Origin of the sequence: Actinoplanes sp. NPDC051861 (genome assembly GCF_040681145.1) — a bacterium.
Lineage (GTDB): Bacteria > Actinomycetota > Actinomycetes > Mycobacteriales > Micromonosporaceae > Actinoplanes.
Map to the genome: position 1 here is coordinate 34,172 of NZ_JBFAYE010000003.1, position 13,352 is coordinate 47,523.

General features: G+C 73.0%; 6 protein-coding genes. 3 read left to right on the top strand and 3 right to left on the bottom strand.

Features of this window, described 5'->3' with window-relative positions; genetic code table 11:
* Positions 1–65: 65 nt before the first annotated feature.
* Genes AB0M02_RS11060 through AB0M02_RS11070 form a run of 3 tightly spaced genes read left to right on the top strand, consistent with a single transcriptional unit; the run spans position 66 to position 7,448 of the window.
* Positions 66–3,950 (top strand): Pls/PosA family non-ribosomal peptide synthetase, encoded by a 3,885-nt coding sequence (locus tag AB0M02_RS11060; RefSeq protein WP_364224600.1) that lies wholly within the window; start codon positions 66–68, stop codon positions 3,948–3,950.
* Positions 3,947–5,290: a M1 family metallopeptidase gene (locus tag AB0M02_RS11065; RefSeq protein WP_364226035.1), complete on the top strand. Its 1,344-nt coding sequence runs from the start codon at positions 3,947–3,949 to the stop codon at positions 5,288–5,290. The genes AB0M02_RS11060 and AB0M02_RS11065 overlap by 4 nt, the downstream gene beginning before the upstream one ends.
* 31 nt (positions 5,291–5,321) lie before the next feature.
* Positions 5,322–7,448, top strand: a complete 2,127-nt coding sequence (locus tag AB0M02_RS11070; protein WP_364224602.1) for a GGDEF domain-containing protein — start codon at positions 5,322–5,324, stop codon at positions 7,446–7,448.
* Between the two features lie 170 nt (positions 7,449–7,618).
* Here the strand turns inward: AB0M02_RS11070 and AB0M02_RS11075 are convergent, their stop codons facing one another.
* The 3 genes from AB0M02_RS11075 to AB0M02_RS11085 form a co-directional block, all read right to left on the bottom strand.
* Positions 7,619–9,823 (bottom strand): esterase-like activity of phytase family protein, encoded by a 2,205-nt coding sequence (locus tag AB0M02_RS11075; protein WP_364224604.1) that lies wholly within the window; start codon positions 9,821–9,823, stop codon positions 7,619–7,621.
* 396 nt (positions 9,824–10,219) lie between these two features.
* Positions 10,220–12,406, bottom strand: a complete 2,187-nt coding sequence (locus AB0M02_RS11080; RefSeq protein ID WP_364224606.1) for a heavy metal translocating P-type ATPase — start codon at positions 12,404–12,406, stop codon at positions 10,220–10,222.
* A 9-nt stretch (positions 12,407–12,415) separates the two neighbouring features.
* Entirely contained in the window at positions 12,416–13,327 is a 912-nt protein-coding gene (locus tag AB0M02_RS11085) for a hypothetical protein (RefSeq protein ID WP_364224608.1), read from the bottom strand.
* Positions 13,328–13,352 lie beyond the last annotated feature (25 nt).

Consider the following 13,352-nt stretch of genomic DNA (forward strand, 5'->3'; position numbering starts at 1 on the left):
GTCATCCTCTGTCTTCCGCCAGTAGCTTTGAGTGCTGCTCGGGCCGCAATGGTGGATGGAGTTCTGTGACAGTCACGACCGACCTGCGACTCATCGACCTTCCCGAGATCACGATCGAGGCGGAAGCGCCCGCGCTGTTCACCTCGTGGTCCGCGCCGATGCGCCGCACGCTGGTGGACATCCTCGACGCGACGGTGCGGGCACACGGCGGTGCCCGTGCGATCGACGCCGGGGACACCACGCTGACCTACCGCGAGCTGGCCGGCGAGGTGGCGGCCCTGCGGGCGGTGCTGCGCGGGCACGGCATCGGCGTGGGCGACCGGGTCGGCGTCCGGGTCTCCTCGGGTACGGCCGAGCTCTACCTGGCAATTCTCGGCGTGCTGACGGCCGGCGCCGCGTACGTGCCGGTCGACGCGGACGACCCCGACGAACGCGCCGAGCTGGTGTTCGCCGAGGCGGGCGTCTCCGCGGTGATCGGCGAAGGGCTGGCGGTGTCGGTCCGGCGCACTCCCGAGGGCCGTCCCGGACGTCCCGGACCGGGCGACGACGCCTGGATCATCTTCACGTCCGGATCCACCGGCACTCCGAAGGGTGTGGCCGTCACACACGCGGCCGCCGCCGCGTTCGTCGACGCCGAGGCGCAGCTGTTCCTGGCCGGCGACGACGCCGAGGCGATCGGGCCGCACGACCGGGTCCTGGCCGGGCTGTCGGTGGCCTTCGACGCGTCCTGCGAGGAGATGTGGCTGGCCTGGCGGCACGGCGCCTGCCTGGTGCCCGCCGAGCGCTCGCTCGTGCGCAGCGGCGTCGACCTGGGCCCGTGGATGGCCGAGCAGGGCATCACGGTCGTATCGACGGTGCCGACGCTCGCCGCGCTGTGGCCGGCCGAGGCGCTCGACGAGGTCCGGCTGCTGATCTTCGGCGGGGAGGCCTGCCCGCCCGAGCTCGCCGAGCGTCTCGCCGTCGAGGGGCGCGAGGTCTGGAACACGTACGGGCCGACCGAGGCGACCGTGGTGGCCTGCGCGGCTCCGCTGGGCGGCGAGGGACCGGTCCGCATCGGGCTGCCGCTCGCCGGCTGGGAGCTCGCCGTGGTCGACGCGACGGGCGAACCGGTCGCGATGGGCGAGACCGGCGAGCTGGTCATCGGCGGGGTCGGCCTGGCCCGCTACCTCGACGAGGCCAAGGACGCCGAGAAGTTCGCGCCGCTGCCGAGCCTCGGCTGGCACCGGGCTTACCGCAGCGGCGACATCGTGCGCGCCGAGCCCGAGGGGCTGCTGTTCCTCGGCCGAGGCGACGAGCAGGTCAAACTCGGCGGCCGGCGGATCGAGCTGGGCGAGGTGGACGCGGCGCTGCAGGCTCTGCCCGGCGTCGCCGGCGCGGCCGCCGCGGTCAAGCGGACCGGCGCGGGCAACCAGCTCCTGGTCGGCTACCTGGTGCCGCACGACGAGGCCGCCTTCGACGTCGAGGCCGCGACCCAGCGGATCCGGGAGCAGCTGCCGGCCGCGCTGGTGCCGCTGCTGGCGGTGGTCGACGCGCTGCCGACCCGTACGTCGGGCAAGGTGGACCGGGCGGCACTGCCCTGGCCGCTGGCGACCGCCGGGCCGGTGGCGGCCGAGCTGACCGCCACCGAACAGTGGCTGGCCGGCGGCTGGGAGGAGATCCTCGGCGTGCGGCCGGCCACGGCGGACGCCGACTTCTTCAACAGCGGCGGCAGCAGTCTGAACGCGGCACAGCTCGTCGCGTGGATCCGGCTGCGGTACCCGCGGATGTCGGTGGCCGACGTCTACCAGCGGCCCCGGCTGTCCCAGATGGCCGCGGCGCTCGACAAGCTCGGCGCGACGGCGACCGTCCGCCGTGACGTGCGGCCCACGCCCCGCCGGGCCGGGCTGATCCAGGGCCTGCTGATGCTGCCGATGCTCACGCTGGTCGGGCTGCGCTGGCTGCTCCTGCTCGCCGCGCTCGGCAACGTCCTCGCGCTGCTCACCCCGGCCTCCTGGGTGCCGTCGGTCTCCTGGTCGTGGATCGCGGCGGGCTGGCTGTTGCTGTGCAGCCCACCCGGGCGGATCGCGGTGGCCACCGCCGGTGCCCGCCTTCTGACTCGTGGTGTACGCGCCGGCGACTACCCCCGCGGCGGCGGCGTCCACCTGCGGCTGTGGGCGGCCGACCGGCTGGCCGAGCTGTCCGGTGCGACCGGCGTCGCCGGTGCGGGCTGGATGATCACGTACGCCAGGGCGCTCGGCGCCCGGATCGGTCGTGACGTCGACCTGCACTCCGCACCCCCGGTCACCGGCCTGCTGAAGCTCGGCCGGGGCGCGGCGATCGAACCCGAGGTCGACCTCTCCGGCTACTGGATCGACGGTGACGTCGTCCGGGTCGGCGCGGTCCGCGTCGGCGCCGGTGCCCGGGTCGGAGCCCGCAGCACGCTGATGCCCGGCGCCCGGATCGGCAAGGGCGCCCGGATCGACGCCGGTTCCACCGTGACCGGTTCGGTGCCCGCGGGACGGCGCTGGGCCGGCGCACCCGCCGTGCCCGCAGCCGGCAAGGAGAAGGCCGACTGGCCGTCCCGCCGGCCGCCGCGCTCCCGGTTCTGGGTCGGCGCGTACAGCCTGACCGCCCAGCTGCTCGGCCTCGTGCCGGTCGTCGCCCTCCTGCCCGCGCTCGCACTGCTCGGCTGGACCCTCGCCGACGGCCCGGACCTCGCCGCGGCCCTGCTCGCCGTCCCGGCGGCGGCGGTCACCTACTTCTTCGGCCACGCCCTGCTCGTCCTCGTGGCCGTCCGGCTGCTCAGCATCGGGATGCGAGCCGGATATCACCCCGTGCACAGCCGGGTCGCGTGGCAGGTGTGGACCACCGAGCGCCTGATGGGCATGGCCCGGGTCGCGCTGTTCCCGATGTACGCCAGCCTGTTCACGCCGGTCTGGCTGCGGCTGCTCGGCGCCACCGTGGGCCGCGGCACCGAGGTCTCCACGGTCCTCGCGCTCCCGGCCATGACGACCGTCGACGACGGGGCGTTCCTGGCCGACGACACGATGGTCGCCACCTACGAGCTCAGCCACGGCTGGCTGCGGGTCGCGCCGGCCCGGATCGGCAAGCAGGCGTTCCTCGGCAACTCCGGCATGGCGGCGCCGGGCCGGTCGGTGCCCAAGCGGGGCCTGGTCGGCGTGCTGTCGTCGGCGCCGCGCAAGGCGAAGAAGGGCTCGTCGTGGCTCGGCGCCCCGCCGATGCCGCTGCGCCGCACCGTGGAGGCGGGCGACGCCGGCCGCACCTACGCCCCCGCGCTGCGGCTGAAGGTGGCCCGCGCCGCGATCGAGCTGTGCCGCATCGTCCCGGTGATCTGCGCCGGCGCCCTGGCGGTCCTGGTGCTGGCCGTGCTCGCGTCGATCTGGCGGGCCGCCGGTGCCAGTGCCGCCGCGCTCGCCGCCGGTCCGGTACTGCTCGGTGCCGCGATCACCGGCGCGCTGGTCGCGACCGCCGCGAAGTGGCTGCTGGTCGGCCGGTTCCGGGCCACCGAGCACGCGCTGTGGACGTCGTTCGTGTGGCGCAACGAGCTGGCCGACACGTTCGTCGAGGTGCTCGCCGCGCCGTGGATGTTCCGCTTCGCCAGCGGCACGCCGCTGCTGAACCTGTGGTTGCGTACTCTGGGTGCGAAAATCGGCCGGGGCGCGTGGCTGGAGACTTTCTGGCTGCCGGAGTACGACCTGGTGCGGCTCGGCCCGGGCGCCACGGTCAACCGGGGGTGCGTGGTGCAGACCCACCTGTTCCATGATCGGATCATGAGCATGGATGAGGTCACCCTGGGCGCGGGCGCCACGCTCGGCCCGCACGGCATCGTGCTGCCCGGCGCGAGCATCGGCGCGCGGACCACTGTCGGGCCCGGCTCGCTTGTCACCCGCGGCGACGCGGTGCCCGAGGACAGCAGGTGGATCGGCAATCCGATCGCGACCTGGTCATGACTCCGGCGGTGGGGCCCGGTGACGCCTCGCCGGGCGCCGACCGTTCGACCGACTCCTACCTGCCCGAGCACGGCAACGGCGGCTACCGGGTACTGCACTACGACCTCGACCTCGACTACCGGGTGGTCTCGAACCGGCTCGCCGGCCGGGCGACCATCACCGCGCGGGCCGGTCAGCCGCTGTCCCGGTTCAGCCTCGACCTCGGGCGTTTCCGGGTCACCGACGTGCGGGTGGACGGGCGCCCGGCCAAGTTCGGCCACCGTCCGGACAAGCTCCGGATCAAACCGGAGAGACCTATCGGGTACGGCGCCACCTTCAAGATCGAGATACGGTACGCGGGGAGCCCGGTCCCGATCTCGGGCCGCTGGGGTGACATCGGCTGGGACGAGCTGACCGACGGTGCCCTCGTCGCCGCCCAGCCGATCGGCGCGCCGTCCTGGTTCCCGTGCAACGACCGGCCCGACGACAAGGCCACCTTCCTGGTGACGGTGACGACCACGTCGCCGTACACCGTGCTGGTCACCGGTGACCTCGTCGCGCGCCGCCGCCGGGCCGGTGCCATCACCTGGATCTACGAGCGCAACGAGCCGACCGCGCCCTACCTGATGAGCGTGCAGATCGGGCGCTACGAGCAGGTCGAGCTGGCTCCCGGGCGGGTGATCCAGCGGGCCGCGATCCCACCCCGGCTGCGGGCACCCTTCCGCCACGACTTCGGCCGGCACGGCGAGATCATGGCGACCCTGCAGCGGCTGTTCGGGCCGTACCCGTTCCGTGAGTACGTCGTCGTGGTCGCCGACGACGACCTGGACGACCCGGTCGAGGCGCAGGGCATGGCTGTCTTCGGGCGCAACCACGTGGACGGGAGGCGTACCCACGAGCGGCTGGTCGTGCACGAGCTCGCCCATCAGTGGTTCGGCAACAGCCTCACGATCGCGGACTGGCGGCACATCTGGCTCAACGAGGGGTTCGCGACGTACGCCGAATGGCTCTGGTCCCAGTTCGCCGGCGGCCCGTCGGCGAACACCCACGCCGCCCGGTGGCACGCCTGGCTGCGGACCCGCCCGGCGAACGTCGCCGTCGCCAACCCGGGCGTCGACCGGATGTTCGACCCGGTGGTCTACAAGCGCGGTGCGCTCGCCCTGCACGCCCTGCGCGCGAAGGCCGGCGAGAAGGCGTTCTTCGCCCTGCTGCGCTCGTGGACCGCGGAGTACCGGCACCGGACCGTGACGACCGCGCAGTTCCGGGAGCACGCCGCGCGCTTCACCCCGGAATCCCTCGACGGCCTGTTCGCCACCTGGCTCGACCGGCCCGCGCTGCCCCCGGCGCCGCGCGTCCCCTAAAGGTCGGGCTGGCACGGCCGATGGAAGGCACATGCATGGTGCCGGGGCAGTCGGGGTGCTCTCGCCGTTCGTCGGCGGGACCTACTACGGCAATCTCGTCCGCAGCGTCGGTGCCGCGGCCGAGTCGTACGACCGGCGGATGATCGCGATACAGACCCTGGACGCGGCCGCCGACATCGTGTTCAACGGCGGCAACCCGGCGTTCGACGCCCCGGTCTCCTGGGACCACGTCGGCGGCTTCGTGGTGTTCGCGGACGCCGCGAGCGAGGACTACCTGGCCCGGCTCGAGCGGGCCGGCAAGCCGGTGGTGCTGGTCGGGCACACCGTGGCCGGGTTTCCGCGGCCGACCGTGCTGGCCGACAACGGCGCCGGCGTGCGGGAGGCGGTCACCCATCTGATCCGCGCGCACGGGTGCCGCCGGATCGCGTTCAGCGGATATCTGCCCGCGACCGACGTGCAGGAGCGCTACGAGGCGTACCGCGAGGTCCTGGCGGCGCACGGGCTGGAACCGGGCCCGTTCCTGCCGGCGGCCAACAACATCGAGAGCGGCATCGACTGGACCGTCGACGACCTGACGCGCGACGGCCTTCCGGACGCGCTGGTCACGGCGACCGACCGGAACGCGCTCGGTGCGCAGCGCATGCTCGCCGCGGCCGGGCTGAACTGCCCGGACGACTACCTGCTGACCGGCTTCGACAACCTCGACCTGGCCACCTTCGTCCGCCCCGAGCTGGCCACCGTCGCCCAGCCGCTGGACGCGATGAGCCGCTTCGCCGTCGATCTGCTGGTCCGGCAGCTGAACGGGGAGGACGTCGCGCCCGAGGTGCACCGGCTGCCCGCCCGCTTCATGGCGCGGACCTCCTGCGGCTGCACCGGGTACGCGAGCGCGCTGCCCGACCTGGAACTCACCGACCCGCTGTGGCGGCTCGAGCACCGCCTGGCCGGCGTGCTCCCGCTCGGCAACGGCGGCGCGGAGATCGCCACGACCGCCGCCGCGACGACGGTACGGGCGCTGACCGCGGCCGCCGGCGGGGACACCTCTGGCCTGCTGCCGGCCCTGACCGAGCTGAACGCGCTGTTGATGGTGGTCCCGTCGCAGGAGACCCTGCGGGTGATCTGCCGGTCGGTGCAGGAGTACGCGAACGGCCTCACGCACGACGACCCGGAGGCTCCCGGCCGGATCGGGCGCGCGGTCCAGGACATGATCATGTTCCTGGGACGCGCGCACAGCCGCAACTACTTCGGCGACCAGCTGCACCTGCGCTCGCTGATCAGCGTGAACTACTCGCTGAGCATGGCGCTGCTGCACCGCCGCGACGCCGATCCGAAGGACCCGGCCTGGCTGGCGATGACCCCGGCGACGGCCGGGTCGATCGCGCTGCGCGGCCCGCGCGGCGACCTGACGCGGACGCCGGGCTGGCGCCGTTTCCCGGGCCCGCCCATCCCGGGCGGGCCGACCCGGGTCGAGTCCTTCCCGCCGGCCGAGGTGCTGGACGCCGCCGGGCCCGGCGACACCGTCTTCGTCGTCCGCGCGAAGGTCGGCGACAGCGATCGCGGCTGGCTGGCCCTGGTGGACCGGGTGGAGCACCTGGTCGACGACGGCCGGGAACTGGTCAACCAGTGCGCCGCCCTGCTCACCGTCGCGCTCGACCTGCGCGACCAGGAGGCGCAGCTGCTCCGGGCCGCCCACTCCGACCGGCTCACCGGCCTGCCCAACCGCACGTCGTTCACCGCCGCCCTCGAAGCGGCGATCGGCCGGGGGCGGTTCACCGTGCTCTTCCTCGACCTCGACGGGTTCAAGCGGATCAACGACACGCTCGGCCACCACGCGGGCGACCAGCTGCTGGTCCGCGTGGCCGACCGGATCCGCGACAGCCTGCGCGCCGGCGACGTCGCCGCCCGCTTCGGCGGCGACGAGTTCCTGGTGCTGCTCGACGGCGTTGCGCCCGGCCCGGAACTCAACGTCCTCGTCGAGCGCCTGGAGACGGCGGTCAGCGCGCCCTATCGGCTCGACGACGAGTTCGCCCGTGTCGGAGTCAGCATCGGCTGGGCGGACGGCGCCGCCGGCTCGACGGTCGAGCAGTTGCTCCAGGAGGCGGACCGCTCCATGTACCGGAAGAAGGCCGCCTCCCGAAACCCCCGCGTCCACAGCGTGTGAAGTTGCGGCGCGCACCGGGGCGCTACTTCACACGCTGGGTGGGTGTTGGCGTTGCGTGTGGAGTTGGGGTGCGCAGCGGGGCGCAACTCCACACGCGTAGGTGGGTGCGGGCGTTGCGTTGCGTGTGGAGTTCGGCCCCGCTGCGCACCCCAACTCCACACGCAAGGGTTTCAGCGGAGGGTGGGGATGTTCAGGACGATCAGTTCGGTGTCGTCGGGGCGGCCGGGGATGCGGCCGTCGTTGCCGGGGAAGTTGTTGTCGTTGGCCACCAGGACGCGGTCGCCGTCCAGGGGCAGCACGGACTCGACCGATTGCAGCGGGAACGAGAAGAGCGGGCCGACGCCGTACTCGCCGGGGCGGGCGGGTGTGGAGACGCCGCGCGGGTCGGCGACGCGCATCAGGTCGGCGACGGTGCGGCGGGGGAGCGCGCCGTCGGCGGCGGCCTCGTCGAGGTCGGTGACGACCAGGCGCTTGACCACGGACTGCTGTCCCATGCCGTTGTCGCGTTCGATCAGCAGCAGCCGCCGGTCGTCGAGCACGGCCGCGTCACCGACCAGCAGCGACGGGTCGGACACCGGGAACGACCAGGTGCGGCCGGTGTACCGGTTTCCGCGGACGTCGAACTCGTAGACGAAGCGGCGCCTCTGGTCGGGGTCGTCGATGCGCGCGCCCTCCAGGATCGGGTACAGCTTCCTGCCGTCCTCACTGACCGCCATGGCCTCGAAACCACGGCTCGCGGGAACGGTCGCGGTCTCGCCCGGCGCCAGGTCCGGCGACTGCGGCGACTTCCCGCCGTCCGGCAGCGGGACCGGCGCCTGCAGGACCTTGCCGGTGCGGTCGGTACGCACCAGGTACGGCCCGAACTCGTCCCCGATCCACAGGTCGCCCCGGTAGTCGCGGGCCAGCGACTCGATATCGAAATCGGCACCGGTCAGCAGCCGGTCGGGGGTGTTCTCGTTGACGATCGGGAACGGCACATTCCGGCCCGGGTCGCGGAAGCTCACCCACCCGTTGATCTTCACCTGGTGGCGGCGGTAGTCGGGCTTGACGTGGTACGCGCGCAGCAGGAAGTCGGCCGAGTTGTTCTTGGCGCCGAATCCGTTGTCGGGCATCGCCAGCAGCCCGTCGCCGTCACGGATCACCGCGGAGAAGCCGGGGATCGGCTGGCCCGGGAAGGGCGCGCTGATCCCGTTGACCGGTGCGGTGCTCAGCTGGGTGCCGGAGACCGGGCCGGGCTGGTACGCGGTGGCCGACAGGATCGCCCGGCTCCTCAGCTCGGGCTGCGGGCGCAGCTTGACCGAGAGCGCGTACACGCGGGTGATCTGGGTGGCGCTGCCGTTGTCGTCGGAGAGCAGGTAGAGCAGGCGGCGCCCGCCCGGGAGAGCCTCACCGAGTGCGGCGGCCTCGATGTTGTCGAGCAGCGGGTTGGGCTGCGGCTGCTTGGCGGAGGCGCCGGACGGCGGGCAGTCGGCGATGTCGACGAGTAGTTCCTTGCCGAGCCAGGCGCGCGGGTCGGTCAGCGTGGACAGCGACGCGACCCCGGCGACGTCGGGCGCGCCGGTGGCCGAGACCCGGTAGACGCGGACGGTGTTGCCGGTGCCGGCCACGAAGCCGCGCTCGACCGCGAGCAGCTGGTCGCCGCCGAGCGCCACGAGTTCGACCAGGCCCAGGTTCGGGTCGGTGCGGTAGGCGTACTGGGCGGCCACGGTGTAGGCGCCGCCGGACCGGCCCTGGTAGCGGACGATCCGGTTGAGGCCGGGAGCGTCGCCGGAGAGGGCGCCCTCCATTCCGGCGTAGAGCACGCGGTGGTCCGGCGTGGCGGTGAGCGCCTCGAACGTCTGGTTCGTGGCGGCCTCACCGGCCGGTGCGACCTGGAACCGGGCCGGCACCGGCAGCGAGCCGATCTCCCGGCCGTCGGAGAGGCGGAACCGGCGGATCGACGGCTCGCGCTCCGAGCTCGCCAGGATCGTGCCGCCGGACTCGGCGATCAGGCCCTCGCCGTCGAAGTCGGCGCCGGTGTACGCGGTGCCGTCCGCCCGAGTCAGCAGCGTGACGTCCTTGACCGCCGCGGAGACGCCGCCGCGGCCGGTGCCCAGGCCCACCTCGTAGACCCGGGCCGGGGTGGTGCCGATGTTGTCGACCAGCGCCAGGCCGTGCGAGCGGCCGGTGAGGGCCAGCGCGGACAGCCCGGACACCGGTGTCCCGGCGAAGGTCGTCTTGTCCAGCGCGTCGGTGAAGCCGAGCAGCGAGGCGTCCGGGGCGCAGACCGCGCCGCCCAGGTGCTCGCCCGCCGCGGCCGGCAGCGGTGCCGCCGCGATCATCAGGACCGCGGCGGCGGTCGCCACCGTCTGGGTACGAATCGTGTTGCCAGCCACGTTTCCTCCACGGCCGAATGGATGCCGCCCGACAGGGTGCCGGGCCGGGCGGAACGGCAGTGAACGCTCCGGCCGATGTGGAGTTAACGAGTTCAGGCGAGCGTCCGGGCCGACCCGGGGTGTGTGGAGTTGGGGTGCGGAGCGGGGCCGAACTTCACACGGAACGGGGTGACGGCGTGGGTGTGTGGAGTTGGGGTGTGGAGCGGGGCTGAACTTCACACGGAACGGGGTGACGGCCCGGGTGTGTGGAGTTGGGGTGTGGAGCGGGGCCGAACTCCACACACGGGTCGTCAACCACCTGGTGTGTGGAGTTGGGGTGTGGAGGGGGGCCGAACTCCACACACGGGTCGTCAACCACCTGGTGTGTGGAGTTGGGGTGTGGAGGGGGGCCGAACTTCACACGGAATGGGGGTGGGGTTGGAAGCGGCGCAGGCGGAGGCTGTTGGCGACTACGAAGACCGACGAGAAGGCCATGGCGGCGCCGGCGACCATCGGGTTGAGCAGGCCGGCGGCGGCCAGGGGGAGCGCGGCCACGTTGTAGGCGAAGGCCCAGAACAGGTTGCTCTTGATGATCCGCAGGGTACGGCGGGACAGGCGGATCGCGTCCACGGCCGCCGTCAGGTCACCGCGGACCAGGGTCAGGTCGGACGCCTCGATCGCCACGTCCGTGCCGGTGCCCATGGCCAGGCCGAGATCCGCCTGGGCGAGGGCGGCCGCGTCGTTGACCCCGTCGCCGGCCATCGCCACGACCCGGCCCTCGGCCTGCAGCCGTTTCACGACGTCCACCTTGTCGGCCGGCAGCACCCCGGCGATCACCTCGTCGATGCCGACCTCGGCGGCCACCGCCCGGGCGACCGTCTCGTTGTCGCCGGTCAGCAGCACCGGGTGCAGGCCCAGCCCGCGCAGGCCGGCGACCGCTTCGGCGCTGGTCGGCTTCACGGTGTCGGCCACCGACAGGACACCGCGGGCGCGGTCGTCCCAGCCGGCCAGGATCGCTGTCCGGCCCGCGCGCTCCTCGTCCTGCGCCGCGCGCGTCACCTCGGAGGGGACGGTCCAGTTCTCGCGCTCGAACAGGGCGGCCCGCCCGACGAGGAGCGTGCGGCCGGCGTGCTCCGCGCGTACCCCCAAGCCTTCGAAGTTGGTGAAATCGCCCAGGGTGACCGGATCGCTGAGCTGGGCCGTGATCGCCTTGGCGATCGGATGTTCGGAGGCTGACTCCGCCGCGGCGGCCAGCCGGAGCACCTCCTCGCGGTCCTCACCAGGCGCCGGAAGCACGTCGACCAGGGCCATCGTGCCGGTCGTGACCGTGCCCGTCTTGTCCAGCACGACCGTGTCCACCCGCCGCGTCGACTCCAGCACCTCCGGCCCCTTGATCAGGATGCCGATCTGCGCGCCCCGGCCGGTGCCGACGAGCAGTGCGGTGGGCGTGGCCAGTCCGAGGGCGCACGGGCACGCGATGATCAACACGGCGACGGCCGCGGTGAAGGCTGCCGTCCAGCCTCCTCCGGTGCCGAACCACCAGCCCAGGGTGGCCGCCGCGAGACCGATCACGATCGGCACGAAGACGCCGGAGATCCGGTCGGCGAGCCGCTGCACGTCCGCCTTGCCGGCCTGGGCCTGCTCGACCATGCGGGCCATCTGCGCGAGCTGGGTGTCCGCGCCGACCCGCGTGGCGCGCACGATCAGCCGGCCGCCCGCGTTGACGGTCGCGCCGGTCACCGCGTCGCCCGGACCGACCTCGACCGGCACGCTCTCGCCGGTGACCATGCTGCGGTCGACCGCCGAGGAGCCCTCCTCGACCACGCCGTCCGTGGCGATCTTCTCGCCGGGCCGGACCACGAACCGGTCGCCGGACGCGAGCCGCTCGATCGGGATCCGCGTCTCGGCGCCGTCGCGCAGGACCGCGACGTCCTTGGCGCCGAGTTCGAGCAGGGCGCGCAGGGCGGCACCGGCCCGGCGCTTGGAGCGAGCCTCGAAGTAGCGGCCGGCCAGCAGGAACGTGGTCACCCCGGCGGCGGCCTCCAGGTAGATGTTGCCGGCGCCGTCGGTACGGGCGATGTCGATGCTGAACGGGTGCGTCATGCCGGGCTCGCCGGCGGTGCCGAGGAAGAGCGCCCACAGCGACCAGCCGAACGCGGCCAGGGTGCCGAGGGAGATGAGCGTGTCCATGGTGGCGGCGCCGTGGCGCAAATTGACGGCGGCGGCGCGGTGGAACGGCCAGCCGCCGTAGACGACGACCGGTGCGGCCAGGGTCAGGGACGCCCACTGCCAGTAGGTGAACTGCCAGGCCGGGACCATGGCGAGGAGAATCACCGGGATCGTGAGGGCGATGGCCACCCAGAGCCGAGGATCCGACTTTTCCGATATTTCGTGATTCTTTTTCTCGACGACGGCGGTGTAGCCCGTCTTCTCCACGGTGGCGATCAGATCGGCCGCGGTGACACCGGGCGAGACTGTCGCGCTCGCCTTCTCGGTGGCGTAGTTGACGGTGGCGGAGACCCCGTCCATCCGGTTCAGCTTCTTCTCGATGCGGGCCGCGCACGAGGCGCAGGTCATGCCGCCGATCTCCAGTTCGATGAACATGCTCGCCTCCTAGTTGTGCGTGTGGCCGTCGGCGCCGTGGCCGGTCGGCGGGGCCTGCACGGGTGCCTCGGCGCCCGCGGTCACAGCGGTGAACTCCGCGGTGTGCACCTTCCCGCCGTGCTTGAAGTCCAGGTAGAGACGGTAGACCCCGGCGGACGGGACCTCGGCCGCGAAAGCCAGGCTCTTCTCGTCGATCGGGTGCACGTGCAGATAGGCCAGATCGCCGTCGCGCAGCGCCACCAGGTGGCCGGAGGCGCCGAGGTACGGCTCCAGGTCGGTCACGGTCTCGCCGTCCTTGGCGACGGTGAATGTGAGCTCCGAGGAGGCGCCGGGCGCGAGGGTGCCGCCGAGCGTGACGAAGTAGCCGTCGACCTCGGTGACCACGGCCGGTGCGGGCAGTGGCCGTGGCTGGTAGTCGCCGGGTGCCGGGACGTCGACGCCGAGCGTCAGCTGGTCGTGGCCGGCGGGCTGGAAGTCGGCGAAGATCCGGTACTGCCCGGCGGTCCGGACGGCGAGCGGGATGCTCCAGGTGCCGTCGGGGCCGAGCGCCGGGTGGACGTGCTGGAACCCCGAGAGGTCGCGGCGGGCCAGGATCAGGTGGAGCTCCTTGTCATGGTTCATCTGATATTTCGTGACAGGTTGCCCGTCCGGGCCGAGGATTTTGAACTCGAACGCCGATGGTTTCCGTGTGCTGAGGCGGGTGGTGACCGGCGTGAGGCGGTAACCGTCCTGCGCGACCTGAAGTCCACCCGGAACCGCGGGGGCCGGAGGGTGGTCGCCGCCGTGCCCCGGCTCCGCGTGGGCCGCCGCCGGCGGCGCGGCCTCGTTGTCCGGCCCGAGCACCCGCCCGGCCCCGGCCGCGGCGCCGAACACCACGACCAGTCCGGCGGCGTACGCGGTCAGCTTCACGGAAGTCCTCATGCGCCCACCTTACACATACCCGGTA

What these genes read in the sequence shown, in the direction of transcription:
- AB0M02_RS11065 (WP_364226035.1), top strand. Translation starts at nt 3,947, where the DNA reads ATGACTCCGGCGGTGGGGCCCGGTGACGCCTCGCCGGGCGCCGACCGT.
- AB0M02_RS11070 (WP_364224602.1), top strand. Translation starts at nt 5,322, where the DNA reads ATGCATGGTGCCGGGGCAGTCGGGGTGCTCTCGCCGTTCGTCGGCGGG.
- AB0M02_RS11080 (WP_364224606.1), bottom strand. Translation starts at nt 12,406, where the DNA reads ATGTTCATCGAACTGGAGATCGGCGGCATGACCTGCGCCTCGTGCGCG.
- AB0M02_RS11085 (WP_364224608.1), bottom strand. Translation starts at nt 13,327, where the DNA reads ATGAGGACTTCCGTGAAGCTGACCGCGTACGCCGCCGGACTGGTCGTG.